General features: G+C 68.0%; 25 protein-coding genes. 10 read left to right on the top strand and 15 right to left on the bottom strand.

The genetic code is table 11. The features are described 5' to 3' along the window. Positions 1-106 precede the first annotated feature (106 nt). Positions 107-2,146: an NAD-dependent DNA ligase LigA gene (gene ligA / locus V8686_RS13390; protein WP_379704933.1), complete on the top strand. Its 2,040-nt coding sequence runs from the start codon at positions 107-109 to the stop codon at positions 2,144-2,146. Here the strand turns inward: ligA and V8686_RS13385 are convergent. Beyond that, entirely contained in the window at positions 2,143-2,910 is a 768-nt protein-coding gene (locus V8686_RS13385) for an NAD+ synthase (RefSeq protein WP_379704931.1), read from the bottom strand. The two genes, ligA and V8686_RS13385, sit on opposite strands and share 4 nt — an antisense overlap. Positions 2,911-3,003: 93 nt before the next feature. Between V8686_RS13385 and V8686_RS13380 the strand changes: the two genes are divergently transcribed. Next, positions 3,004-3,891, top strand: a complete 888-nt coding sequence (locus V8686_RS13380) for a PLP-dependent cysteine synthase family protein (RefSeq protein ID WP_379704929.1) — start codon at positions 3,004-3,006, stop codon at positions 3,889-3,891. Here the strand turns inward: V8686_RS13380 and V8686_RS13375 are convergent. The 4 genes from V8686_RS13375 to cyaB all read right to left on the bottom strand — a co-directional run bounded on the left by V8686_RS13375 (position 3,888) and on the right by cyaB (position 7,515). After that, positions 3,888-4,340: a DUF5804 family protein gene (locus V8686_RS13375; protein WP_379704927.1), complete on the bottom strand. Its 453-nt coding sequence runs from the start codon at positions 4,338-4,340 to the stop codon at positions 3,888-3,890. The genes V8686_RS13380 and V8686_RS13375 overlap by 4 nt on opposite strands. Before the next feature lie 23 nt (positions 4,341-4,363). Then, entirely contained in the window at positions 4,364-5,572 is a 1,209-nt protein-coding gene (locus tag V8686_RS13370; protein ID WP_379704925.1) for a tRNA sulfurtransferase, read from the bottom strand. A gap of 120 nt (positions 5,573-5,692) precedes the next feature. Further along, positions 5,693-6,913 (bottom strand): methionine adenosyltransferase, encoded by a 1,221-nt coding sequence (locus V8686_RS13365; RefSeq protein ID WP_379704923.1) that lies wholly within the window; start codon positions 6,911-6,913, stop codon positions 5,693-5,695. 65 nt (positions 6,914-6,978) lie between these two features. Then, positions 6,979-7,515 carry a class IV adenylate cyclase gene (cyaB, locus tag V8686_RS13360; protein ID WP_379704921.1) on the bottom strand — a complete coding sequence of 179 codons (537 nt, stop codon included), beginning with the start codon at positions 7,513-7,515 and terminating at the stop codon, positions 6,979-6,981. 119 nt (positions 7,516-7,634) lie between these two features. On the opposite strand from cyaB, the gene V8686_RS13355 reads away from it, so the two are divergent. Further along, positions 7,635-8,636 carry an FKBP-type peptidyl-prolyl cis-trans isomerase gene (locus V8686_RS13355; protein ID WP_379704919.1) on the top strand — a complete coding sequence of 334 codons (1,002 nt, stop codon included), beginning with the start codon at positions 7,635-7,637 and terminating at the stop codon, positions 8,634-8,636. A gap of 221 nt (positions 8,637-8,857) precedes the next feature. On the opposite strand, the gene V8686_RS13350 is transcribed toward V8686_RS13355, so the two are convergent. From V8686_RS13350 to V8686_RS13340, 3 genes are all read right to left on the bottom strand, one after another. Continuing rightward, complete coding sequence (locus V8686_RS13350; protein WP_379704918.1) at positions 8,858-9,481, bottom strand: RAD55 family ATPase; 624 nt, start codon at positions 9,479-9,481, stop codon at positions 8,858-8,860. A 9-nt stretch (positions 9,482-9,490) separates the two neighbouring features. Further along, positions 9,491-10,132: a MinD/ParA family ATP-binding protein gene (locus V8686_RS13345; RefSeq protein WP_379704916.1), complete on the bottom strand. Its 642-nt coding sequence runs from the start codon at positions 10,130-10,132 to the stop codon at positions 9,491-9,493. A 114-nt stretch (positions 10,133-10,246) separates the two neighbouring features. Continuing rightward, positions 10,247-10,621 carry a YlbF family regulator gene (locus tag V8686_RS13340; protein ID WP_379704914.1) on the bottom strand — a complete coding sequence of 125 codons (375 nt, stop codon included), beginning with the start codon at positions 10,619-10,621 and terminating at the stop codon, positions 10,247-10,249. A 92-nt stretch (positions 10,622-10,713) separates the two neighbouring features. On the opposite strand from V8686_RS13340, the gene V8686_RS13335 reads away from it, so the two are divergent. Further along, a complete protein-coding gene (locus V8686_RS13335; protein WP_379704912.1) occupies positions 10,714-12,747 on the top strand; it encodes a hydantoinase/oxoprolinase family protein in 2,034 nt (677 codons plus the stop codon). Continuing rightward, positions 12,744-14,444: a hydantoinase B/oxoprolinase family protein gene (locus V8686_RS13330; RefSeq protein WP_379704910.1), complete on the top strand. Its 1,701-nt coding sequence runs from the start codon at positions 12,744-12,746 to the stop codon at positions 14,442-14,444. The genes V8686_RS13335 and V8686_RS13330 overlap by 4 nt, the downstream gene beginning before the upstream one ends. Here V8686_RS13330 and V8686_RS13325 read toward each other — a convergent pair. After that, the gene (locus V8686_RS13325) at positions 14,438-15,103 is read right to left on the bottom strand and encodes an RAD55 family ATPase (protein WP_379704908.1); all 666 of its coding nucleotides are present in this window, start codon (positions 15,101-15,103) and stop codon (positions 14,438-14,440) included. The genes V8686_RS13330 and V8686_RS13325 overlap by 7 nt on opposite strands. Beyond that, positions 15,090-15,698 carry a response regulator gene (locus V8686_RS13320; protein WP_379704906.1) on the bottom strand — a complete coding sequence of 203 codons (609 nt, stop codon included), beginning with the start codon at positions 15,696-15,698 and terminating at the stop codon, positions 15,090-15,092. The genes V8686_RS13325 and V8686_RS13320 overlap by 14 nt, the downstream gene beginning before the upstream one ends. A 100-nt stretch (positions 15,699-15,798) precedes the next feature. Between V8686_RS13320 and V8686_RS13315 the strand changes: the two genes are divergently transcribed. After that, positions 15,799-16,593 carry a BtpA/SgcQ family protein gene (locus V8686_RS13315; RefSeq protein ID WP_379704904.1) on the top strand — a complete coding sequence of 265 codons (795 nt, stop codon included), beginning with the start codon at positions 15,799-15,801 and terminating at the stop codon, positions 16,591-16,593. Here V8686_RS13315 and V8686_RS13310 read toward each other — a convergent pair. Together V8686_RS13310 and V8686_RS13305 are read right to left on the bottom strand one after the other, a co-directional pair. Further along, the gene (locus V8686_RS13310; RefSeq protein ID WP_379704902.1) at positions 16,590-17,717 is read right to left on the bottom strand and encodes an NAD(P)/FAD-dependent oxidoreductase; all 1,128 of its coding nucleotides are present in this window, start codon (positions 17,715-17,717) and stop codon (positions 16,590-16,592) included. The two genes, V8686_RS13315 and V8686_RS13310, sit on opposite strands and share 4 nt — an antisense overlap. A 76-nt stretch (positions 17,718-17,793) precedes the next feature. Beyond that, positions 17,794-18,429 (bottom strand): IS6 family transposase, encoded by a 636-nt coding sequence (locus V8686_RS13305; RefSeq protein ID WP_379704901.1) that lies wholly within the window; start codon positions 18,427-18,429, stop codon positions 17,794-17,796. A 138-nt stretch (positions 18,430-18,567) separates the two neighbouring features. Here V8686_RS13305 and V8686_RS13300 point away from each other — a divergent pair, with 138 nt between their 5' ends. Further along, positions 18,568-18,861, top strand: a complete 294-nt coding sequence (locus V8686_RS13300) for a HalOD1 output domain-containing protein (protein ID WP_379704899.1) — start codon at positions 18,568-18,570, stop codon at positions 18,859-18,861. A gap of 1 nt (position 18,862) precedes the next feature. Here V8686_RS13300 and V8686_RS13295 read toward each other — a convergent pair whose 3' ends face one another. Further along, positions 18,863-19,474 carry a TetR/AcrR family transcriptional regulator gene (locus tag V8686_RS13295; RefSeq protein ID WP_379704897.1) on the bottom strand — a complete coding sequence of 204 codons (612 nt, stop codon included), beginning with the start codon at positions 19,472-19,474 and terminating at the stop codon, positions 18,863-18,865. 195 nt (positions 19,475-19,669) lie between these two features. Here V8686_RS13295 and V8686_RS13290 point away from each other — a divergent pair, with 195 nt between their 5' ends. From V8686_RS13290 to V8686_RS13280, 3 genes are all read left to right on the top strand, one after another. Beyond that, positions 19,670-21,307, top strand: a complete 1,638-nt coding sequence (locus V8686_RS13290) for a COG1361 S-layer family protein (RefSeq protein WP_379704895.1) — start codon at positions 19,670-19,672, stop codon at positions 21,305-21,307. A 34-nt stretch (positions 21,308-21,341) separates the two neighbouring features. Further along, entirely contained in the window at positions 21,342-23,843 is a 2,502-nt protein-coding gene (locus V8686_RS13285) for an efflux RND transporter permease subunit (protein WP_379706594.1), read from the top strand. 162 nt (positions 23,844-24,005) lie between these two features. Further along, positions 24,006-24,680 (top strand): chemotaxis protein CheW, encoded by a 675-nt coding sequence (locus V8686_RS13280; RefSeq protein WP_379704893.1) that lies wholly within the window; start codon positions 24,006-24,008, stop codon positions 24,678-24,680. A 78-nt stretch (positions 24,681-24,758) separates the two neighbouring features. Here V8686_RS13280 and V8686_RS13275 read toward each other — a convergent pair whose 3' ends face one another. Continuing rightward, the gene (locus V8686_RS13275; RefSeq protein WP_379704891.1) at positions 24,759-25,163 is read right to left on the bottom strand and encodes a hypothetical protein; all 405 of its coding nucleotides are present in this window, start codon (positions 25,161-25,163) and stop codon (positions 24,759-24,761) included. A 1-nt stretch (position 25,164) separates the two neighbouring features. Further along, positions 25,165-25,869, bottom strand: a complete 705-nt coding sequence (locus V8686_RS13270) for an RAD55 family ATPase (protein ID WP_379704889.1) — start codon at positions 25,867-25,869, stop codon at positions 25,165-25,167. Between the last annotated feature and the right edge of the window lie 64 nt (positions 25,870-25,933).

The raw sequence follows: 25,933 nt of genomic DNA, 5'->3' as shown, positions 1-25,933 counted from the left end.
GCAGCGTTCCGATCGAACCGGATCGTCCCGGAGGCCGACCGGCGTCGGCGGGGCCCGTCGAGTCGCTAGCTATTCGTACCCGGCGCACCCCTGTGCGGACAGCGAGATGGTCGAGGAACCAGCGGACAACCCGTACGTACGCGACCCGGACACGTCGTTCGACCCCGTCGAGAAACTGAGCGACGCGACGGCGCGAGAGCAGGTTCGCGACCTGCGCGAGGCGATCGAGTATCACGACTACCGCTACTACGTGGCGAACGATCCGGTCGTCGCCGACCGCACCTACGACACACTGTTCGACCGGCTGGTGGAACTCGAGGACACGTTCGACCTCCACGACGAGAACTCCCCGACCCGGCGGGTGGGCGGCGAACCGCTCGACGAACTGGAGACGGTCGAACACGTGGCGCCCCTGTTGAGCCTGCAGTCCTCGGGCGATGCCGACGAGATTCGCGAGTTCGATCGCCGAATCCGCGACGCCGTCGGCGACGTGACCTACTCCGCGGAGCCGAAGTTCGACGGCTTCTCCGTCGAGGTGGTGTACGAGGACGGCGCCTTCGACCGGGCGGTCACCCGTGGCGACGGCCGGGAGGGCGAGGACGTCTCCGCGAACGTCCGCACCATCGGGAGCGTGCCCCTGCACCTGCGGGGCGCTCCGGACGTCCTCGCCGTCCGCGGGGAGGTCTACATGCCCCGCTCGGGGTTCCAGGCGCTGAACGAGCGCCGGATCGAACGCGGCGAGGACCCGTTCGCCAACCCGCGAAACGCCGCCGCGGGGACGGTCCGTCTGCTCGACCCGGAGACGGTCGCCGACCGCCCGCTCGATGTCTTCTTCTACGACGTGATCGACACGTCCGCGGACCTGGCTTCTCAGGAGGAGACCGTCGACCTGCTCCGTGGCCTCGGTTTCCGCGTCGACGACGAGACGACCGTGGTCGAGGACGTAGAGGGAGTGCTCGACTACCGCGACCGGCTCATGGCCGCGCGCGACGACCTGGAGTACGAAATCGACGGCGTCGTCGCCAAGGTGGTGGACTTCGCGAAGCGGGAGGAACTCGGCTCGACCGCCCGACACCCGCGGTGGGCGTTCGCCTACAAGTTCCCGGCCCGCACGGGGGAGACGACCGTCGAGCGCATCGTCGTACAGGTCGGCCGCACGGGGAAACTCACGCCGGTGGCGCTGCTCGACCCCGTCGACCTGCAGGGCGTCACGATCAGTCGCGCGACGCTACACAACGCCGCACGGATCGACGAACTCGGCGTCCGCGAGGGCGCGACGGTCCGCATCGAGCGCGCGGGCGACGTGATTCCCGAGGTAGTCGAGGTGATCGAGGGGGGAGCCGAGGATGGTGACTTCTCGATGCCCGGGACCTGCCCCGTCTGCGATGGCAACGTCGTGCAGGAGGGCGAACACCACTACTGTACGAACGCGTCGTGTCCGGCCCAACTGCGGCGCAGCCTCCAGCATTTCTGCTCGCGGGACGCGATGGACGTCGAGGGCGTGGGCGAGGAGGCCGCGGACCAACTGGTCGATACGGGGCTGATCGAGTCGCTGGCCGACCTCTACGACCTCGAGACGGCGGATCTCGTCTCGCTGGACGGCTGGGGCGAACGCTCGGCCGAGAACCTGCTGGCGGAACTGGAGGCGAGCAAAGACGTGGACCTCGGCACGTTCGTCTACGCGCTCGGTATCCGCCACGTGGGGACCGAACGGGCGCGGGCGCTCGCCGGAGCGTTCTCGCTCGACGAACTGATGGACGCGTCGGCGACGGAGTTACGGGAAATCGAGGACGTGGGGCCGGAGGTCGCCGAGTCGGTCGCCTCCTACTTCGACACGGCGGCGAACGTCGAGACTGTCGAACGACTGCTCGACGCGGGCGTCTCCCCGAAGCGCCGGGAACGCGGCTCGGAACTCGACGGGCTAACGGTCGTCTTCACGGGCAGCGTCCCGGGGTACACCCGGTCGGAACTGGAGGACCTCCTCGAGACTCACGGCGCGAACGTCACGTCGTCGGTCAGCGGGCGGACCGACTACCTCGTCGTCGGCGAGAATCCCGGGGAGCGAAAGCGAGAGCAGGCGGACGCGGAAGGGGTCGAGACGCTCGATCCGGCGGCGTTCGAGGAACGGATTCTGTCGACGCTCTAGACCCGGCCGGGCGTCGGCGGGAGGGTTCGCTTGTGTTCCGTCGCCGCCACCATCGCCGCGAACCGGCGGACCGTCTCCCCGTCGGCGTCGACCCGCCGCGTCGTCTCGGCGACCGATCGTCCCTCGTCGACGAGCGACCGGAGGATCGGATCGACGGTCCGGTAGGACACACCGAGTTCGCCCTCGTCGGTCTGGTCAGCCCAGAGTTCGGCAGAGGGCGTCTTGGCCGCGAATCCGTCGAGGCCGAGGGTGCGTGCGAGTTCGTACACCTCGGTCTTGTAGTGGTCGGCGAGGACGCGCAGGTCGGCGGCGCCGTCGCCGTACTTCGTGAAGTAGCCGAGGAGGTACTCGGAGCGGTTGGTGGTGCCGAGGACGAGGTGGTTCGCCTCGTTGGCGGCGAGATAGCAGACGACGGCCCGGAGGCGTGCCTGCAGGTTGCCGACGGTCAGACGGTCGAGGTCGGTCCCGGCGTCGTAGCCCGCCCGGACCGCCGAGACGAGCGGTGCGACGTCGATGTCGCGGCCGTCGACGCCGAGACGGGCACACAGGTCGCGGGCGTCGGCGACGTTCGCCGGATCGGACGGGCCGGCCGGGAGGCGAAGGCCGATCACGCGGTCCGGGTCGACGGCACGGGCCGCGAGCGTGACCGCGACGGCGGAGTCGACGCCGCCGCTCACGCCGACGACGTAGCCGTCGGCGTCGGCACTCGCCCGGTAGCCGGCGAGGAACTCGACGAGGTGGTCGACGGTTCGGTTGGGGTCCACGGTCGGTCGACACACGGACGCCGCAGCCCTAAGCCTGGTGGGGGACTCCCGGTTCCACCACCGATTTAGGCGACGGCCGCGAACCGGGGCCCAATGCACGACAGCATTCTCGACGCCATCGGCTCGCCGCTGGTTCGGATCGACTCCCCGCCGGGGACGACCGTGGCGGCGAAAATCGAATCGAAGAATCCGGGTGGCTCCGCGAAGGATCGCCCGGCGAAGGCGATGGTGGAGGCCGCCGAAGCGGCCGGTGACCTCGAACCGGGTGACACCATCGTCGAACCCACGAGCGGGAACACGGGCATCGGTCTCGCCGTCGTCGGCGCCGCCAAGGGGTACGACGTCCACATCGTGATGCCGTCCTCGAAGTCGCCGGAGCGGCGGGAGATCATGAAGGCCTACGGCGCCGAAGTCCACCTCGTCGACGGCGAGATGGACGCCGCCAGAGAACTGGCCGACGAACTGGAGGCCGAGGGGATGGTCCAGATGCAACAGTTCGAGAACCCCGCGAACCCGGAGGCCCACTACCGGACGACCGGCCCGGAGATTCTGGAACAGACGGGCCGCCGGATCGACGCGCTGGTCTGTGGCGTCGGCACCGGCGGCACCATCTCCGGAACGGGTCGACGGCTGAAGGAGGCGTACCCCGAGATGACGGTGGTGGGCGTCCAACCGGATACCAACCAGTTCCTGACCGGCGACCCCGGCCCGGACGACTTCCAGGGGATGGGCCCGGGCTTCGTCGCCGAGAACGTCGACGTTGATCTGCTCGACGACGTGGAGAACGTGTCGCTGGCGGCCGCCGAAGACGAGTGTCGACGCCTCGCCCGGGAGGAAGGGGTCCTGGTGGGCCAGTCGAGCGGGGCGTCGAGTCTCGGCGCGAAGCGGGTCGCCGAGCGCCTGGACGCCGACGATCCGCTGGTGATCACCGTGTTCTGGGACAGCGGCGAGCGCTACATGTCGACCGGGCTGTTCGACTAACCGCCGAACTCCGACTCGGTCACGCGGACGACGACGGTGTCGTCGACGGGTCGGAGGTCGTACTCGGGAATCGACCCCTCGACGCGCGTGGCGTACATGGGTTCGACGAGTTCGTCGTCGAGCAGGCCGTACACCCGGAGGAACTCCGCGGTTGCGTCGGGGTCGGCGTCGCCGTCGCGGACGGCTTCGGCCAGGTCACGGGAGAGCCACTCCTCGGTCGAGACGCTGGGCTCGCGAACCAGCGCGCAGTCGGCGAAGCGGACGATATACCAGTTCAGGTCGTTCAGCAGGGAGACGGCGGCGCCGAGGCTGACGGTGTCGACGGCGACGGAGTTGGCGAAGGGTTCGTGGAGGTCGTAGGTTGCGAGTGCGGCCCGCGCCGTCTCCCGCGAGAGCAGTTCGTATCGGAGGTCGACGTCCACGTCTCCGACGAGACAGACCTGCGTCACGGTCGTGTGGTCGGTGGGCGGACCTAAAGCGATTGCGCCGGCGAGTCGCCGGCGATCCGCAGGTCGTCGACGGCAGTCGCGGCGCGGTCGAGCAGGTCGTCGGGTTCGGCGGCGACCACCGCGTCCGGCGTCGCCCCCGTCGCAGGGGTGTCGGGATCGAGGCGTTCACAGCCGACGGGGATCGAGGAGTTTTCGTAGGTACCGATGGCCCGGGCGCGCTCGACGATGTCTCCCTTGTCGCGAGTGAGGAGCGGCCGGTGGACCGGACAGTCGACCGCCGCGTCGGTGGCGGCGAGGTTGGCGGCGGTCTGACTCGACTTCTGGCCGATGGCCTCGCCGGTGACGACGCCCGCGGCACCCTCCCGGTCCGCGACGACTTCGCCGATCCGCAGGAGGGCGCGACGCCACGAGAGCATCCGGGTGTCCGCCACCTCGGCCACCAGACGCTCGGCGACGTCGCCGCCGGGGACGACCCGGAGGCGGCAGTCGAAGTTGGGAGCGTAGCGCGCGAGCCGGTCGACGGTGGCGGCCGCTCTGGCCTCGTGGTCTGGCCCGCCGTAGACGCCGAGGCGGACGTACACCGGAACGACGGGCGACCCGCGCCGCATCGCCTCGTAGGCGGCGACGGGGGAGTCGTGCCCGCCGCTGACGAGGGCGACGAGCGGCGCCTGCGACCCGAGCGGCAACCCACCCGGGCCGGCGACGCTCTCGGCGGCGACGTGAGCGCAGTCACCCCGGACCTCGACGTGGTAGGTGCGGTCCGGATCGTCGAGGTCGACGGCGGCGTCGGTGACGCTGCCGACGACGCCGCCCCCCTCGCGTTCGAGGTCACGACTGGTGAAATCGTGGGCGTCCGCGTCGCCGACCCGGCGGGCACGGACGGCGTAGGTGTCGACGGGCGGCGTGTCGCGAGCGAGGGCGGCGAGGGCGTCGGTGACGGCGTCGACGGTCGCCGGACAGCTCGTCGAGGGTCTGGCCCAGACGACGCCCATGGCGTCGGCGGCGACCCGGGCCGCACGTTCGGGGTCGGCGGTGTGGACGACGAGACGCGCCCAGGTGCGTTCGACCGTCGCGTCGACATCGCGGGCGTCGAGGAGGGCGGCGACGTTGTCCCGCAGGCGACGGGTCATCTTCCCTCTGACCTCGCTGCTCTTCGTGCCGAGTTCGCCGAAACTCACGAGTACGGTGTCGAGGTCGGGGTCGGCAACGGCGTCGCGTTCGTCCACTGTCACGGGATACGTAGGTGGCCGGGGTACTAGGGTGGTTCGATCCCCACCTCGGACGGACCGTCGAACCGCGTACCGGCCGCCGACGACCACGGGAGGCGGCGACGGCCGGAGACGACACACCAATCAGAACGTACGGAGGTCACCGTCGATGACCGAGCGCGTCACGTCGGTCACGTCGGCGAGTTCGCGGTCGACGATCGCCTCGACATCGGCCTCGATGTCGGCGACGGCGACGCCGTCTTCGGTGACGACGAAGCCGTCGGCGACGTGGGGCTGATCGATGGGTCGGCCGATCTGACTGAGCAGGCGGACGCGGAAGTCACGGATGCCGGGCACCTCCTCGACGACTGCCTCCGCGATACGCGTGCTGAGGAGGTTGTAGATCTTGCCGATGTGGTTGACGGGGTTCTTGCCGCTCGTGGCCTCCATACTCATCGGTCGGTTGGGCGTGATGAGCCCGTTGGCGCGGTTGCCGCGGCCGACGGAGCCGTCGTCGCCCTGTTCGGCACTGGTGCCCGTCGTCGTCAGGTAGATGGCGCCCTCGTCGTAGTCGTCGGCGGTGTTGACCTCGACGGCGACGCTGCGATCGGTGCGGTCCTCGGCGAGGTCGGTGACGGCCTCGCGGACCTTCGCCACGGCGTCGCGGTAGGCCGCCATATCGGGGATGTGGCGGTCGATCATCGCCGCCGCGACGGTGAGGTCGATGTCGTCGCCCTCGCGTTTTCCCATGATCTTGATGTCGGGACCGAGTTCGGGGTTCCGCTCGGCGTAGGGACCGTTGAGATACTCCTCGGCGTCGAGAACGATCCGCTCGGTTTCGGTGAGCGGGGCGTGACCGACGCCGAAACTGGTGTCGTTGGCCATCGGGACGGCAGCGCCCTCCTCGCCGAAGACGGTCTGGAGGTCACCGCTGCCCTCGCCGAGGCGCACGTCGACGACCACGTCGATGCCGAACTCCAGTTCGGGGACGACCTCGTTCAGGTAGTCGCGAGCGGCCGAGAGGGCCACCGAGTCGACGGGGAGGGTGTGTTCGGTTCCGTCGTCGGTTTCGTACTTTCGGGTCGCGCGGCCGACGAGGAGGATGTAGATCGGTTCGACGACTTCGCCGCCACCGAAGGCGGGTGCGGCGTTGCCAGCGGCCAACTGCGTCTCGTCGGTGTTGTAGTGAAGTACTTCGCCCACACGGTCGAGATAGAGATTCGAGAGCGCCCGCGAGACGCTCTCGGCGATTCCATCACAGAGTGAGTCGGGATGACCGATCCCTTTCCGCTCGACGATTTCGACCTCTTGGTCCTCGACCGCGCGCCGGTCGACGGACTCGATTCGGATGTTCCGATCGCTCATCGGCGGAGGTTGTCGCCGGCGGGTGCTATAACTTGCGGAAACCTTTCGCACTCCAAGTATTACTCTCAGGAATCAAGAAGGAGGCCGAGATACGACGTGCGGATCTGGTCGGCCGGGTCGAGACCCAGGTCGCGGAGGTGGGAGACGGCGCCCTCGCGGGTCGCCTCGAGGTCGTCCTCCGGAACCTCCCGCTCAATTTCGACGAACTCGCCGAGATCGCCGACCGTATCCAGCGTGACCGTATAGCCGTCGAGGTCGTAGCGTTCCCGTTCTTTTTCCACCACGGCGGCCGGCGAGAAGCCGAGGGCGTCGAGGATGTCGTCCATACGGTCGCCGTCCGCGACGCCCGTCTCCACCTCGCGCCGGGTCTTCGAGGCCGCTTCGACGAGCGGTCCCTTGTACGTGATGTGGGTCTCCGCCGCACCGTTCGTCTCCTCGCGGCGGATGCGGAGTGCCTCGTCGGTATCGGCAAAATCGCGGTGTGGCGCGTCGTAGTAGGTGTCGACCTGTCGAACGGCGCCGACGCGGTCGGCGCCGAGCGCCGACAGTCGCTCGCGGACGGGGTCGTGGGGCGTGCGCACTTTCAATTCGACTTCGTACATATCTCTGCCGTCGGAAGCGGGGGCGAAAAAGCCCGCCGTCGGCGGACGTGTTTTGCGGGGTCGCCGAGCACCGGACGGGAAACGTGATTCTTAAGGGTCGCACGGGAGTTGTGGGTGGTATGAGTGACGAACAGGCCGAATCGACCGACGAACCGGTCGACGCCGACGCGGCCGATGACCCCGACGCGGAGACTGAAACCGAGCCCGAGACCGAGGAGGCGTCCGGCCTGCAGGACGGTGACTTCCTGCGGATCGACTACACCGTCCGGACCGCGGACGACGAACAGGTCGTCGACACGACCCACCAAGATGTCGCCGAGGAGGCCGGCATCGACGAGGAGGGCCACGAGTTCGAGCCCCGAACCATCGTGATCGGTGGCGGCCACGTCTTCCAGGCCGTCGACGACGACCTGATCGGCAAGGAAGTCGGCGACGAGAACACCGTCCACATCGACGCCGTGGAAGCCTTCGGCGAGTTCGACCCCGACGACGTGCGCACCGTCAGCGCCGAGAAAATCGACGAGGACGACCGCTATCCCGGCGCCCACGTCAACGTCGACGGACAGCAGGGCCACGTCGAGACGATCATCGGCGGCCGCGCGCGGGTCGACTTCAACCACCCGCTGGCCGGCGAGGATCTGGAGTACGAGTACGAAATCGTCGACGTCGTCGACGACCCCGAGGAACAGGCCGAAGGCCTCCTCGGGATGTACCTCGACCACACCCCCGAGGTCTGGATTCAGACCGACGAGGTCGAGGAGGAAGTTCAGGTCGAAGTCGACTCCGACGACGACGACGACGACGGGGAGCCGGAGTACGAAACCGAGACCCAGACGACCGACAAGAAGACGCTGTACATCGAGGCCACGCCGCAGATGACGATGAACCAGCAGTGGCTCTTCCAGAAACAGCAGATCGCACAGCAGGTCATGGACCGTCTCGACCTCGACCGTGTCATCGTCCAGGAGACCATCGACGGCATGGGCGGCATGGGCGGTATGGGCGGCATGATGGGCGGGATGGGTGGCGCCGGCGGCGCCGACGTCGAGGAAGCTCTCGAGGACGTCGACGTCGACGCCGACGAAATCGTCGAAGAACTCGAAGACGACATCGACGAGTAGCGACTTCGATCACTCGCCGAGTACGGAACTGTCGGAGGTGGTGGGAACCGACCTCCGCGCCGCGGCCGTCGCCACCGACGGTACCGTCGCACTCACGCTCGTGCATCAGTTCGGCTTCGGCGTGACGACCAGCCCCCTGCTTCGCATCGCGCCACCGAGAGGTGCTTCGTCCGTCCGTTTCCGGGTAAAGTGCCGACAGGGGCGGGCGTCTACGCCCCCGACTAGGCGATATCGCGGCTGGTGTCGATAGTGACGCCATCGGTGAGTTTCAGTTTGATCGTCTCCTCGAGGGCGCTCCCCCCGCGGAACTTCGGAATGGCGAGGCGGTTGACGATCTGTGACCCGCTGGTGTCGGTGCGGAGGTCGAACACCACGTCGGCCATGTGTTTCGTGAGCGACCGGTTCGGCGTCTCCGCGCCGTGCATCGCGTGCAACACGGCGATTGAGCCGGTGTTGACCATGTGCGTCTGGAGTTCGTTGAGGAAGCGGCGGTATCGGGTCGGGTCGGCGTCCTCCAGCGGATCGACCACGTCGATGAGGAGATTCGCGTTCTCCGGGAGGTCCTTCACGAGGCGCGTGGCGTTGTCGATGGGCGGATAGTCGCCGGCATCCCGGACGGACAGGCGGTCGACGCTCCCGCGGTAGCGTTCGATCGCATCGCGCACGGCCTGCTCCGACCGGATGGTCGTCACGTAGAGTGTCCCCCTCGCAGCGGCGATCTCGTAGAGCAGCGACTCCGACTGGCTGGCCGGGTCGGCGCTCAAGAGGAGGATACTCCCCGGTGGGATTCCCCCGTCGAGCTGCCGGTCGAGGACGGAAATCCCCGTCGGGAGACGCCGAGCCATCGTCAACAGTCACGAAGGCGACGCTAATAGGTCTTCTCCCAGCTTGCTGGCGAGCCGTCGGTAGCCGGAACGCACGCCGCCGTCGTGCAGTACCGGCGGCTCGGCCGGGGGAATCGACGCCGCCACCGGGCAGTCGAGGAGGTCCGTCACGGCGTCGGGCGCCGACCGGGTGCGGGTCAGGACGACGCCACGAACGGGCGTATCGAGGGTCCGTGCCATCGCCGCCGTCTTGGCGGCGTCTCGGAGCGCCGGCGCACACAGCGTCGAGACGAGCAACACCGCGTCGGCCGCCCGCAACGGTGCCGCCGCGTCCGGGCCGGCGCCGCCCGGACAGTCGACGACGGCCGGCCGGTCGCCCGTGGCCAGTGCGTCGAGCGACCGGGCCAGCGCATCCGCATCGGCGTCACCGTACCGTGGCGCGGGGAGCACGTCGACCGCCGAGTCCTCCGGGTGTGTCTGTGCGACGTGCCCGACCGGGCGTCCGTCTAGGGCGGCGAGCGTCGGCTCCCTGTCGACGCCCGCGAGGGCGTGCAGGTTGGGCATATCGGGGTCCGCGTCGGCCGCGACGACGGGCGGGTCCAGCGCCGCGGCCAGTCCGAGCGCCGTCGTCGTCTTTCCAACGCCACCCTTGCCGCCGGCGATAGCGAGCATAGGGTGGGTGGCTCGTCCCCGGGTTTGAACGTCGGGGGCAGACGGACTGTTGTCAGTCAGTACCGGCCGTCACCGGCCACAGGGATGACCGGGACACAGTGACACCGATCCGTATCAGTCGTGACAGCAGCCACCCGCTTCCCCGCCGAAGTCGACGGCCAGGGGGGCGGAGATGGCGCGGTTGACCGCCTCCAGTTGACTCTGGAGCGCCTCCTGGGCGTTCAGATACTCCGCCATCACCGGCATCGAGTGGAGGTCGTTCTGTGCCCGCTGGAGCTTCTCGACGTGTTCCTGTGTCGCCTGGCCGGAATCGCGGGCGGCCATGAACTCGTCGCGGAGTCGCTCGACTTCGGCGATCCCTTCCTGAGCGTCGGGGTCGTTCTGGACGGCTTCTTTCGCCTCCTCGAAGCGTTCGTACGCCGGCGTCTCCGCGATGGCCTCTCCGAGTTCCGTTCCCAATTCCTCCAGTTGCGACACGCTCGTGCTCATACCTCTCCTTGCAGTTCCGCTCGCTTCAATTTGCCGCACCTGCAATTCGGGTCGGGACGGGGGTTTATCAGCACCCTCGCCGTGGCCCCGGTATGGAAACCGACGCACGCGTCGGGGTCGACGTTGGCGGCACGTTCACGGACGTGGTCGTCGCCGACGCCGACGGACTCACGATGCTGAAGGTGCCATCGACGCCGGACGCTCCGGATCGGGGCGTCCTCGACGGGCTGGACGCCGCCGGCGAGGATGCCGACCTGGCTCCCGCGGCGGTCGACTTCTTCGCCCACGGGACGACCGTCGCGACGAACGCCCTCCTGGAACGCGAGTGGGCCGAGACGGCGCTGCTGACGACGGCTGGCTTCCGCGACGCGGTGGAGATCGGCCGGCAGACCCGCCCGGACCTCTACGACCTGCGCGCGGAGAAGCCGTCGCCAGTCGTCCCTCGCGACCGACGGTTCGAGGTGCCGGAGCGACTCGACCGCCGGGGCGAGGTGCTCGAACCGCTCGACGAGGACGCCGCCAGGGAGGTGGCACACGCCGTCGCCGACGCCGAGGTGGAGAGCGTCGCAATCTGCTTTCTGTTCGCCTTCGAGGACGACACGCACGAGCGGCGGATGGCCGAGATTCTGGAGGCGGAGGGCGTCGACTGCGAGCGGTCGTTGTCGTGCGACGTGCTGCCGGAGATTCGGGAGTACGAGCGCACGCTGGCGACGTCGATCAACGCCGCCCTCAAACCCGTCATGAATCGCTACCTCGGCCGACTGGAGGAAGGGGTCGCCGACGCCGGCGTCCCCGCCCCGGTGCAGGTGATGCAGTCGAACGGCGGGGTTGCCTCGGCGGAGACCGCCCGGGAGCGCCCCGTGAACACGCTGCTCTCGGGGCCGGCCGCGGGCGTCCGCGGGGCGGCTCACGTCGCCGGCGCGGCCGGCTTCGACGACGTACTCACGATGGACATGGGCGGCACCTCCTGTGACGTGTCGCTGGTCCGGGACGGCGACCCCGTCGTCTCGACGGAGGGCCAGGTCGGCGACTACCCGGTCAACGTCCCCATGGTCGACGTCCACACCATCGGCGCGGGTGGTGGCTCCATCGCCTGGGTCGACGAGGGCGGGAGCCTCAGGGTCGGCCCACGATCCGCCGGCGCCGACCCCGGCCCGATCTGTTACGGCCGCGGCGGGACCGATCCGACGGTCACGGACGCCCACCTGTTGCTCGGGCGGATCGATCCCGGCGCCTTCTTCGAGGGAAGCGCCGACGAGTCGACCGTCCGCGAGGCGGTCCGGGAACGGCTGGCCGAGCCGCTGGATCTGACCGTCTCGGAGGCGGCTCAGGGCGTCCTCGACGTTGCCAACGCGAACATGGAGCGTGCCCTGCGGGTAGTGTCGGTCGAACGGGGCCACGACCCGCGTGACTTCTCACTCGTCGCCTACGGCGGCGCGGGTCCGCTGCACGCCGCGGAACTCGCCGCCGAACTCGACGTGCCGCGGGTCGTCGTCCCGCGGTCGGCCGGCGTCCTCTCGGCGCTCGGACTCCTCATCAGCGACGTGGTGTACGAGGACGGCGTCTCCGCGGTGCGGCCGTGGGCGGCCGTCGACCCCGACGGCCTGACCGAGCGCTTCGAGTCGCTCGCCGCCGATCACCGTGGCCGCCTGGCAGAGGAGGGCTATCCGCCCGAACGACGTCGGTTCGAACGGGCGGTCGACCTGCGGTATCGCGGCCAGTCCTTCGACCTCCGGGTCCCGCTGCCGGACGGGGCACTCGACGACGAGGCGTTGGCGACCGTCGCCGACCGCTTCCACGAACGTCACGAACGACGATACGGCCACGCGTCGCCGGACGAACCGGTCGAACTCGTCACCGTTCGTCTGCGGTCACGCGGGGTGGTCGACCCGCCCGCGCTGTCGGTGGCCGAGGGTGGGACGACCGACCCCACACCGCGGACGACGCGGGGGGCGTCGTTCGAAGGCGAGCACTACGAGACGCCGGTGTACGATCGGTCGACGCTGGCGGCGGGCGCGGGTGTCGACGGTCCGGCGGTGATCGAAGGCGTCGAGAGCACGGCCGTCGTCCCGCCGGGTGCGCGTGCGAGCGTCGACGACCTGGGGAACGTGGTGATCGAGCCATGAGCGACGGCGGGGTCGATCCGATCACGCTCGAGGTCCTGCGAAACGCCTGTGTGGCCGTCGCAGAGGAGATGAACGCGACGCTCGTTCGCACCAGTTACTCCCCGAACATCAAGGACCGTCGCGACTGCTCGTGTGCGCTGTTCGACGTGGTTGGCGAGGGCGCGAACGCGGCCGCCGAGATGATCAGCCAGGCGGAGAACATCCCGGTCCATCTCGGTGCGATGCCGTACTCGGTGGCGGCGGCCATCGAGGCGTTCCCGCCCGAAAACCTGAACGACGGCGACGCCATCCTCCTGAACGATCCCTTCCACGGCGGCGCACACCTCCCCGACATGACGCTCGTGACCCCCGTGTTCGTCGCCGACGAACTCGTCGCCGTCGCGGCCAACCGCGCCCACCACGCGGACGTGGGCGGCGGGCGCGCGGGAAGCGTCGCCGCCGACGCCACCGAAATCTACCAGGAGGGGCTTCGGGTGCCGCCGGTGAAACTCTACGACGGCGGCGACCCCGTCGAGGACGTGTTCGACCTCCTCCTGACGAACGTGCGGACGCCGGACGAACGCCGCGGCGACTTCCGTGCCCAGCGGGCGGCCAACCGGACGGCGGTCGAACGGGTTCGTGATCTGGCGGCCCGGCACGGCCGCGACACCTTGAGCGCGGCGACGGGCGAAATCAAGGCATACGCGGAACGTCGGATGCGCGCCGAAATCGAGGAGTTACCCGACGGAACCGTCGAGTTCGAGGACTACCTCGACGACGACGGCCAGGGTCACGAGGACCTCCGTGTCGCCGTCGCCGTGACCGTCGACGGGGACGAACTCGTCGTCGACTTCGAGGGGACGAGCGAGCAGGTCGCGGGAGCGATCAACGCCCCCCTCGCAGTCACGGCGTCGGCGACGTACTACTCGGTGCGCTGTGTGACCGATCCGGACGTACCGCCGAACGCGGGCACCTATCGTCCCATCGAGATTCGGGCGCCCGAGGGAACGGTCGTCAACGCCCGCCCGCCGGCCGCCGTCGTCGGCGGCAACCTCGAAATCTCACAGCGCGTGACCGACGCCTTGCTCGGCGCGTTCGGGACGGAGGCGCCGGAGCGGTCCGTCGCCGCTGCCCAGGGGACGATGAACAGCGTCACCTTCGGTGGCCGTGACCGGGCGGGCGACCCCTTCGCCTTCTACGAGACGGTCGGCGGCGGCTACGGCGGCCGCGTCGGGGCGGACGGGATGGACGGCGTCCACGCCCACATGAGCAACACGCTCAACACACCGGCGGAGGTGCTGGAGACGGTCTACCCCCTGCGGGTGCGACGCTACGCGTACCGTCCCGACTCGGGCGGCGACGGCGAGTTCCGCGGCGGCCTCGGCGTCCGGCGCGACATCGAGGTGTTGACCGACGGTGTCTCCTTCAGCCTCCTCGCCGACCGGCGTCGACACCGCCCGTACGGACTCGCGGGCGGCGGTCCCGGCGCGCCGGGCGAGGACTATCTGGACCGGGACGGCGGGTGGACGGCCATCCCTGGCAAGTCGACCCACGAACTCGACGCCGGCGACGTGGTGAGCGTCCGGACGCCCGGCGGCGGCGGATACGGCGACCCGTCGGACCGCGACGCCGCGGCCGTGGCTCGTGACCTGCGTCTCGGGAAGGTGTCGGCGGAGCGGGCACGCGAGGTGTACGGCCTCGACCCGGACGATCAGTAGGGGAAGTCGGTCCACTCCGGCGTGATGCCGGCCACACCGCGTACCCGAACCTGTCGGTCGCCGTCCTCCTCGCGGAGTTCGACGGCGGCGTCGAAGATGGAGGTGACGACGTTGACGAAGCGGTCCTCGTGAGTCGTGGGGTCGATGGTGTAGACGCCGAGATAGCCCGCGGCGCTCGTCCGTCGGGAGAGGACGTGGAGGAAGGAGAAGGCGCGTTCGGCGTCGACGTACTGGAGGAGCGTCGAGATGGAGACGAAGCCGAGACGGAGCCGGTCGGGGGTCCCCATCTCGTCGACGGCTTTCGTGAACGCGACGCCCATCCCGGTCAGGTCGGCGGGGGAGTTGACCCGGTGAACGGCGGGGTCGTCCTCGCCCGGTGCGCCGGAGGCGTCGACGACACGGAACGTCGAGGCGTCGAGGCGAACGTCGCGGTCCTCGAACTGCGTGCGGATGCGCGGCGCCGGATCGTCCGTCGTCATCACGACGATGGGGTCCGCCGTCGCCACATCGGGGGCGAGGAGGTCGAACGCCAGTTGGCGCTTGCCGGACATCGCCGGGCCGGAGATCAGAATGTTCATGCCGGGGTCGACGTCGTCGAAGTCGACCGGAAGAACGTCGGTCACCGGATACTGGTCGGCCCGGGAGTCACCCTCCGCCATCGTGGCCTCCCCCCATCGGGACCGAATCGTCGATGGCCCGGAGCGTGGCGACGAAACGCGCGTCGTCGGTGTAGCTCTGGGACTCCGATTCGAGCGTGCGTTCGAGCGCCTCGATCCGGGCCTCCAGGTCCGCGTAGGCGTCGCTCCGTTCGAGTTCGTACGCCGCCTTGCCGTCGCGCAACGCCTCGCGTTTCGCGAGCAGCGAGTGGTACTCCCGGACGTGCTCGGCGTGTCGGTTCAGATCGAGTAACGCCTCGATGGTTTCCCGGAGTTCGTCGTATCCCGTCGGTTTGGTGATGTAGTCGTCGAAGCCCATATCGAGGATGTCGAAGTCGGGATCGACGGCCGTCACCATCGCCACGCGGACGGAGAGGTCCCGGTCGCGGATGCGGTCCAGCACCTCTCCTCCGGAGACACCGGGCATCAGCCGGTCGAGAAGCACCACGTCGACGTCCTCGTCGAGTTCCTCGAGGGCCTCGTCGCCGTCGTACGCCTCCCGGACCGTGTAGGTGCCTTCCAGATACCGGCGGTAGGTGCGGACGACGTCCCTGTCGTCGTCCACGATGAGCACCGTCCCCCCCTCGGTCGTGGTCATGGTCGCACTCTATCCCTAGTCCTGTATCGACGACAATTAAACCCACCTGTCGTGGACGGCGAGGGGAGGGTTTTCATCCCGGAGCGTCGACACCAGACCGATGACCGACCTGCCACGGATCGTCGGGATGGTACACCTGCCGCCCCTGCCGGGCGCACCCGGATTCGACGGCGACCGTGCGTCGATCCGCCGACGCGTGCGCCGGGACGCCGAAGCTCTCGACGCGGGCGGCGTCGACGCCGTGGTCGTCGAGAACTTCGGCGACGTCCCGTACCACCCCGACCACGTCCCCCGTCACGTCGTCGCGTCGATGACCGACCTGACCGGACTCGTCCGCCGGGAAGTCGACTGCCCGGTCGGGGTGAACGTCCTCCGGAACGACGCGACGACGGCGGTGGCGGTGGCGGCCGCCACCGGCGCCGAGTTCGTCCGCGTGAACGTCCACACCGGCGCGCGCGTCACCGACCAGGGGGTGATCGAGGGGCGCGCTCACGAGACGCTGCGACTACGTGACCGCCTCGACGCCGACGTGTCGGTCCTGGCGGACACGGGAGTCAAACACTCGGGACCGCTCGGAGTCGCGGCGGACGGCGAGCACACGGTCACCGGCGACGACGTGGACGACCTGGTGGACCGCGGTCTCGCCGACGGGGTGATCGTCAGCGGCCCCCGGACCGGCGAGGCGGTCGACACGGACCGCCTCGAAGCGGTCGCCGACCGATGTGGCGAGCGCGACACGCCGCTGTACGTCGGGAGTGGCGTCACGGCCGACACCGTCGGCGACCTGCTCTCGGTGGCCGACGGCGTGATCGTCGGCACGGCGCTGAAACGCGACGGCGAGACGACCGCACCGGTCGCGGAGGCTCGGGTTCGGGCGCTCGTCGACGCCGCCTAACCGAGTTCGTCCCGGGCGAGTTCGACCGCGCGAGTGACCGCCCCGACGGAGGAGAGATGGCCGGCACCGACGGTGGCTTTCATCGCCCGGGCGGGTGCCCCACGGAGGACTTTCGGGCCGACCTTGGCGACGGCGTCGTCGCCGACGGAGACGATCCAACCGGGGACGTCGAACCGGAACGGCTCCATCCGGGGCGCGAAGCCGTCCGCGTCGCCGTCGAGGTCGGCGCGCACGAGGCGGTCGAGATTCCTAGCGACGACGCCCGCCTCGCGGATGGCGGCGGCCGCGCTGGCGGGAACGGCCTCCCCGTCGGCGTCGACGACTTTCGCGGCGTCGCCGACGGCGAAGGTGTGGGCGTCGAGTCTGAGGTCGCCCCGAACCACCGGGCGCTCGCCGCCGAGTGCGTCGGGACCGCGGATGCCGCCCGTCCAGACGAACGTGTCGTACGGGACGGTCCGGCCGTCGAGTTCGACCGCGTCGGCCGTCGCACCCGTCACCTGTGCGCCGGTGGTGACCGTCACGCCGGCGGTGTCGAGGGCGTCGCGGACGGCGGACTGGAACGCCTCGGGAAAGACGGGCGCGACCGAATCCATGCGTTCGAGGACCGTCACCCCGACGTCGGCGTCGCGTTCCGCGGCGAGCGCCGCGAGTTCGCCGGCCACCTGCACGCCGGAGAGCCCGGCGCCGCCGACGACCGCGTGCCCGCCGGCGTCGCACGTATCGAGGAATCGCTCGCGGAGTCGGTGAGCGTGATCCAGGCGCTTGAGCGGGATGCCGTGGTCCTGGACGCCCGGAAGGTCGTAGAACGCCGTCTCGGCGCCGAGACAAACCGCCGCGTAGTCGTAGTCGAGCGATCCATCGGCAAGGTGGATCCGACGCGCGTCGCGGTCGACGCCCTCGACCCGGGCGGTTCGGATCGTCGCCCGGGAGAGAGCTTCGTCCAGGGGAACGGTGATGGCGTCGGCCACCGCGGGCCGACGGACGACCCGGTGGAGTTCGTGCTGGACGAGGTGGGTGTCCGACTCGTCGACGACGACGAGGTCGGCCGCGTCGGGGAGCGTGGATTCGAGGCGACGGGCGAGGGTCAGGCCGGCGTAACCGGCACCGAGGACGACGACACGCATACCGGTCGGTAGACCCCCACGGCAAAGAAGGGTCGCCCGACGGCGGGCACACTGTGGGTCCCCGACCCGGTCCTGTTCAGATTAGCTGATTCCATGCGAAGGCGAAAGATCGAAGCCACTCGTTTGCAGTTTCTGCTTCGGCGTTGCTAAAACAGTTCGAGAAGCTGGTAGTTCTACGTTTTACTTCGCGAAAGACACGTTCGACGCTGTTCCGATTTCCGTGGCGTTCGTATCTGAAATCGAGGCCGTGGCGACGGCACGCGTCGTTTAGTGGTGTCGCGCCATCGACGAGAAACACGGCGTCGTCAACGTTGTGTTTCTCGCGCAATTCACGGAAGAACGAGTAAGCAATAACGTTAGTTCTCGTCGGCTCAAGCTTTGTATGGAGTAATTCGTTCGTCTCTGGATCAACCGCAGCGTACAGCCAATACCGCTCGTCATTGAGTCGGATCACCGTTTCATCAACCGCAACGTGATCCGGGCTTCGACCCTCTTCGGGCTGTAGATCTGCCTTGTGAACCCAGTTGTGAACAGTGGAGCGTGCCCGCTCAACACCAAATATCTCAAGAATAGTGACAGTATTCGAGAGTGATAGTCCGGCAAGATGGAGCTGAATACTGAGCTTCATAAACAACCGCGGTGTTGCCTCTCGTTCCACAAAACCTAACTCGATTCGGCCGATACACCCGTTGAGGCTAGCGTTTTCGGGCATAGAACACTCAGAAAACGCTACGCCTCACCTTTCAATCCTTATCTGAACACGAGGGTGCGAAAACCCGTCACTGTCTATGAATCTCAGGTCTGATAACTCTGCCAGTAAGCTTATATTTGGTGACGGGAAGCTACGAGCATGTCAGCCTCGATTGACGAACGTGCGCGGATGCAGGCGGATTCGACGCTTCACCGGTCGGAGATCGATTGGGATCGCCGAGAGCCGGTGAGTTTCACCGTGCAAGCCGCCCTCAGCGACGTCGAGGGGTGCGCGCCGACCGATCTGGACCCGCTGGCCGACTACGTCGACCCCGACGCCCTCGAGGCCTTCTTCACCGGAACGCCCGACGAACTCGCGGTGCGGAGCCTCACGTTCGAGTACGACGACCACACCGTCCACGTCGACGGTGCCGGACAGATCATCGTCGACTGAGTCACTCTTGTTCTCGGAGCACCCGCGCATCGAGGTACGCGTCTAGCTCCCGCCGAACCGCGATGACGTCGACCGTGTCGTCCGTGGTCGCCCGACGCACCGTCGACCCGCTGACGACCGTCAGGACGAACTCGGCGACGACTTCGGGGTCGACCGGCCGGTAGACGCCCTCTTCGACGCCGCGTTCGACGATCTCTGCGAAGCCGCGACGGAACGTGCGGTCGTTGTCCGAGAAGTACTCCCGGAACACGCGGTTGTGCGGCGACTGGCCACGGAGTTCCACCATCACCTTCGTGAGTTCCGCGCGTTCGGCGTCGAGGTCGGAGGCCAGTACGAAGTCCAGCACGTTCCGGAGACAGTCGTCCGCGTTCTCCGTCGTCGGCTGGGGCATCTGCGATTCGAAGTGGTCGAGCAGAAACTCCAGTAACGCCACCAGCACCTCGTCCTTGCCGTCGTAATGCCGGTAGATGAGCGACTTGCTCTTCGGAAACTCGTCGCCGATCCGCTGGATCGTCAAATTCTCGTACCCGTGTTCGATCAGCGCTTCGTAGGTGGCGCGCATGATGGCCGTGCGCGTCTCGCTCGGGGAACCGAAAGGGGTGTCGAACGCCACAGTAACTGAACGTTCATTCACAAAATATATAAGTCGTTCCTTCTACCGTCCGGGTAGACGCCGTCCCGAGTACTCCACTAGTGGCGGGCGATCACGTCAGGTCCCACCAGCCGCCTCGATGCTCCCTCCCCGACGCAGTCCGTCGTTAACCCTCCGGGACGACGAAGCGCTACCACCGACAGTTTCACACCACATATGCACGCTACACACCGGAACGTCCTTCTCGCCGCCCTCGTCGTCGTCGCCAGCGTCGCTGCCACCGGACTCGTCGCCGGGCAGTCGTCGTCCGGCACCGTCGTCGGCCGCCCCGATATCGACGTGTACACCTCCACGACCGAAGTCGAACCGGGCACACGAACCGACCTCGACCTCGTCCTCTCGAACGACGGCCGACTCGACCGCGGCGGCCCGAGCCAGTACGAAGACCGGGTCACTACCGCCCGCGGCACGTCCATCGAAATCGAGGACGGCAAGACGCCCTTCGAGATCAACACCGGTCGCGTGGCCGTCGGAGACGTGCCCCGCGGCACGACCACCGCCGATTCCATCTCGATCACCGTCCCGGAGAGCGTCGACCCCGGTCGGTACCGCATCCCCGTCACCGTCTCCTACGCCTACACCGTGAGCGTCGAGTACAGTTCCGTCGGCTCCCCCGAGTACAACGACCTCACCCGGGAGACGACCCAGTACGTCACGCTCCGGGTTCGCGACCAGGCCCAGTTCGAAGTGGTCGACACCGAGACGTCCGCCCAGATCGGTGACCGCGGCACCCTCTCGGTCGAACTCCGCAACGACGGCACTCGGGCGGCCCGCGACGCGAGCGTCGTTCTCACGTCGTCGACGGACGAACTCACCTTCGGCAGCGGCTCCGCCTCCTCCACGGGGTACGTCGGCACCTGGAATCCGGGTGTGAACGAGACGGTCGACTACACCGTCTCCTTCGCGGACGACGCGGCGCTCCGGAACTACAGTCTGACCGCTACCGTCGAGTACGAGGACACCGACGGCATCGCGCGCACCTCGAACCCGCTGGCGGTGGGGCTGCGTCCCGACCGTGAGCAGTCCTTCGCGGTTCGTGACGCCGACGCGAACCTCCGCGTCGGCGAGGAGGGAACGTTCGCCGGAACCGTCGTCAACCGCGGGCCGGACACCGCACGCCAGCCCGTGGTCGTGTTCGAGTCGTCGAACCCGAACATCGACGTCGAGACCACCGAGTACGCTCTCGATACGCTCGCCCCCGACGAGACGGGCGAGTTCGACTTCGACGTCTCGATCAGCGACGGCGCGAGCGCCAGCACCCAGCAGTTCAACGTCTCCGTCCGGTATCGGAACCAGCGCGGCGACTTGCGCCGGAGCGACGCTCTCGAACGTCGCGTGACGATCGAACCCCAGCGCGACCGCTTCCGCGTCGAGGCGGTCAACCGCACTGTCGTCGCCGGCGGAACCACCACCCTCGACGTCCGCGTCACCAACCAGGGTGACGAGCCGTTGCGCGACATCGAGGCCAAGGCGTTCGTCCAGTCGCCCCTGGCGAGCGACGACGACGAGGGCATCGTCTCCTCGCTCGATCCGGGCGAGTCCGCGACGATCACTATCGGCCTGAGTACGAGCGGGGCGGCCCTCGAGAAGCAGTACCCCGTCTCGCTGGACTTCCAGTACGAACTTCCGGACGGCGACACGGAAGTGTCCCAGACCTACCGGGTGCCGATCACGGTCGAACGCCAGCAGAGCGGGGGGCTCCCCTTCCTGCCGATCACCGTCGGCGCCCTCGCCGTCGTCGGCCTGGGACTGCTCGTCCGATACCGTCGGGGCGACGCGGACGGGAGCGACTGACGGACGCGTGTCCCCGAGCATCGACGACATCCGGATCGACCCCCAGCGGTTCGTCGACGTCCTCGACACGTGGATCGTCGACCGCCCGGGCCAGGTCGTCCTGCTTTTCCTGGTGATCTCGGGCCTGTTCGTCCTCGGCCTCGGCGGCGGCGGGACCGACTCCGGGACCGACCAGTTCACCGAGGACGTCCCCGCCGAACAGGCACTGCAGGAGGTCAACGACAACTTCGAGCGCATCACCTTCGGCGACGACTCCGGGACGACGCAGTTGATCCAGTCGGGGACGAACGTCCTCTCGAAGCCGGAGCTGTTGCGGATGCTGGAGGCCCAAAAGCGGCTCTCCGACAACCCCGACCTGAAGGTCGAGGGGACGACGAGTGTCGCCCGCTCGGTCGCTCGGACGCTCGAGCCGTCCGCGGACTCGATCGAAGACGAAATCCGTGCCGTCGAGCGGTCGACGCCCGGCGAAATCGACCGTGCGGTGCGGACCGCCGTCACCGAGAACCCCGGCCTGCAGGCCCTGCTCAGCGAGGACTACAACGCCCGCTCGGCGTCCGCGTCGGCCACCATCGGCACCGTCTCACACCGCCTTCCCGGCGGGACAAACGCGGGGCCGGGCACGAGCGGATCGAGTCCGCTTACCGCGATCCAACTGCAGGCCGAGTACATCGTCTCCTCCGTCGGCGGCGACATCACCGTCTTCGGCAGCGGGATCACCTCCGAGGAACTCGGGAACGTCATCAACGACTCCCTCGGGCTGGTGATTCCGGCGGCCCTCGCGCTCATCCTCCTCTTCCTGATCGTCGCGTACCGCGACCCCGTGGACCTCCTGCTCGGCCTGATCGCTCTGGGCATGGCGATGCTCTGGACGTTCGGCTTCATGGGGCTCGCGGGTATCGCCTTCTCGCAGTTGCTCATCGCTATCCCCCCGCTGTTGCTGGCGGTCGGCATCGACTTCGGCATCCACGCGATCAACCGCTACCGCGAGGAACGCGTCGGTGACGTGAGCGTCCGCGAGGCGATGCGCATCGCCACCGACCAGCTCGTGATCGCGTTCTTCATCGTCACCGGGACGACCGTCCTCGGATTCGCGGCCAACCTGAGCAGCGGGCTGAGTTCGATCCGCGAACTCGGCATCGTCGCCGCCGTCGGCATCGTCTTCACCTTCTTCATCTTCGGCGTCTTCCTCCCGGCGACCAAAGTGTACGCCGACCGCTGGCGGGAGCGCCTCGGCGTCCCCGAGTTCGGTTCGGCGGCGCTCGGTTCCGAACGGTCCCTGCTCGGCCGCGTCCTCCCCGTCGGGGTTCGGATCGCCCGGACTGCCCCGCGGGTCTTCCTCCTCCTCGTCGTCGTCTCCACCGTCGTCATGGGTCAGTACGGCGCCGGCGTCGACAGCCGCTTCACCCAGGACGACTTCCTGCCGCCGGAGGAACCACCGGCGTATCTCGATTACGTGCCCGAACCGTTCCGCCCCGGCGACTACACGGTCACCGAGACGACGAACTTCCTCGAACGGAACTTCCAGACCGGCGAGGAAGACACCACCACCGTCTACGTCGAGGGACCACTGCATCGGGACTACGCCCTCGAAGCGCTCTGGCGCGCGGGCGACGACCCTCCCTCGAGTTTCGTCGACGACGACGGGCACGCCCGCGAGACGAGCATCGTGACCGTCATCCGCGAGTACGCCGACCGGAACCCCGAGTTCGCGACGCTCGTCGCACGGAACGACCGGAACGACAACGGGATTCCGGACGACAACCTGCGAACCATCTACGCCGCACTCCTCGACTCACCGGTTCGGGATCGGGCCCTGAACTACATCACGGACGACTACACGAGCGCCCGAATCGTCTACTCCGTCGAGGCCGACGCCAGCCAGGAGGCGGTCACCGACGACACCCGAGCGGTGGCCGACCGGGTACGCTTCGAAGCGACGGCCACGGGCGGCGTCATCGTCCTGAAGGCGGTCTCCGACGTGATCGGCGAATCCGCCTTCCGAAGCCTGGTCATCGCCCTCTTCGCGGCCGCTGCCTTCCTCGTGCTGGTGTACGCTACCCTCGAGGGTCGACCGTCACTCGGGTTGGTGAACGTCCTCCCCATCGCCGTGACCGTCGCCGCGCTGGCCTCGACGATGCGCTTTCTCGACATCCCCTTCAACGTCCTCACCGGGACGAGCCTCTCCATCGCCATCGGACTCGGTATCGACTACTCCGCGCACCTCCTCCACCGCTTCGTCGAGGAGTACGACGAGTCGACGGACGTGGACGCCGCGCTCTTGGCCACCGTCCGTGGCACTGGCGGTGCCCTCACCGGCAGTATGTTGACGACCGTCTCGGGACTCGGCGTGCTCTGGCTGGCCATCTCGCCCATCCTCGGCCAGTTCGGGCTACTGATCGCACTGAGCGTCCTCTACTCGTATTTGGCTTCGATCCTCGTCCTGCCGACGACGCTCGTCCTCTGGGATCGATACGTCTCGACCGGCCCCGGCCGCGACCGATCGACTCCCGTCGACCCCGACTCGACGGCCGACTGATCCGCTACGAGGGAGTATCAGTCCTGAGAAACCGACGGCCGAATTTATTACTGGGTGGCGTGAACGCCGGGACAAGAATCACATGACGCCAGCATGCACCGCGGGAACGGCGTGGCCGACGACCGGTACCGAGGAGCCCGGGCGGCCCCTGGGGGTGTGGCGATGAGCGAGGACGAGGGAACGTCGGCGGCCGAACTCGCCGCCGAGGGCGACGTCGAGGCCGACGAGGACCTCGACGACCGAATCGAGGCTACCCTGAACGACCTCGACGTCTCCGAGGCGGCGAGAGCCGCCGGTACGGACGCGGACGACGCCGAACCGTCGGTCCCCACGACGAGCGGCGACACCGAGGACGCGGACGAGGCGGCCGACGCCGGTGCCGACACCGAGGACGCGGCGGAGTCGACCGACGAGGAGACCGTCTCGGTGCTGGAGTTCGTCCTGGGTGACGAACGTTACTGTCTCGACATCACCTTCATCGAACAGATCGTCGAACGGGGGACGGTGACGCGTATCCCGAACGCACCCCCCTTCGTCGAGGGCGTGATCGACCTGCGTGGCGACATCACGACTGTCATCGACCCGATGGAGACGCTGGCGGCCGACGACGGTGGCGAGGGTGACCTCATCGTCGTCTTCGACTCGGCGCAGATGGACGACGAGTGGAGCGTCGGCTGGGCCGTCGACGGCGTGCGCCGCGTCTCGACGGTGTCGCTGGCGAAGGTCAAGGAGTCGCCCGTCGACGAACCGTGGATCAACGGCGTGGTCAAACGGGAGGACGACGGCGAGTTCGTCATCTGGACGGAGCCCGGTGAACTCATGCGTACCGACGAATAGACCGCGTACGGACTGTCGTCGGTCGGTATCGGCCGTCGTCGATTCACGGTAACGGCGACGACCGACGAACAGCCCGTATCAGCGGCGTCGGAGAAACGCCGGGAGTCGAACCCGGTCCAGTCCGTCCTCGGGTATCACGGTCGGTTCGGGGCGGGACATCAGTTCCGGCGGTCCGTCCGCGGCGCTCGTCCGTTCTCGGTCACTCGACGGTCCGGCGTCGATATCCACGGTTTCGACGACGAGGTCCTCCCACACCGCGTCGGACTCCTCTCCGGTCCGACCGGACGCCTTTCGCCTGCCCTCGTCGTAGGACAGTTCGATCAAACTCCGCTCGTAAGTCGTTTCGGCGGCGGTGAGAACCCGCTCGTACTCCTCGCGGTTCGGTTCGCCGAGGCTTCGGGCCACGCCGAGTGCGAACGCGCGTTCGAGCGCACCCTCCTTGTCGAGATCGTTCCAGCCGATGTCGAACTCGGACTCGTACATGTTAGGTCTGGAGCTGCTTCTCTGGTCGGACGTGCAGACCGTCGTCGTCGAACTCGATGGCGTTGATGTTGCTGTCGATGTTCGTCCCGCGCATCTTGACGATCTGTACCCCACGGTGCATCCCGCCGCCTTCGAGGTAGTTGTGCATGAAGATCACCCCGTGGGCGAGGTAATGCTCGTCGGCGTAGGAGGAGGGATCCGTCATCTCGGAGATGAGCAGCGTCGTGGCGTCGACCCGCTTCAGCGACGTGAGAAACTGGACGAACGCCTCGTGGTTGTCGGGGTAGAAGTACTGCAGAATCATCGTCGAATCGATGACGAGTCGGTCGATCTCCCGCGAGTTGATGAACCCGACGAGCCGATTCGTCATGTTCTTTACACCCGAGGAGAAGTCGTTGCCACCCGGTCCCTTCAGGAGTCGCTTGGCGTTGGAATCGAAGACGTTCCGAAACTGGAGCTTCCCGGACCGAGCAGCCTTCTCGAACCCGAAATCGTAGGAGCTCATGTCGTGGATAAGCTCCTCCTCGGTTTCGTGCATGCTCAGAAAGAGGCACTTCTCGCCCGCACGTGCGCCCTCGGTTACGAACTGCGAGGAAAACGTCGTCTTCCCGCTTCCCGGCGGTCCGCTGAGGATGTACAACCGATCCCGGAGGAGTCCCCCGTCGACGAGTTCGTCGAAACCGTCCACGCCGGTGGAAAGCCTCATCGACGGAGAGTGACCGGGCCGAGTCAAATAGGTTCCGTCCGGGTTCTCAGTCGTGAAAATCGGC

It is taken from the genome of Haloplanus litoreus (genome assembly GCF_045690335.1).
Taxonomy (GTDB): Archaea; Halobacteriota; Halobacteria; order Halobacteriales; family Haloferacaceae; genus Haloplanus; species Haloplanus litoreus.
Note: the sequence above shows the minus strand (reverse complement) of the source record. Positions and strands in the feature narration are given on the sequence as shown.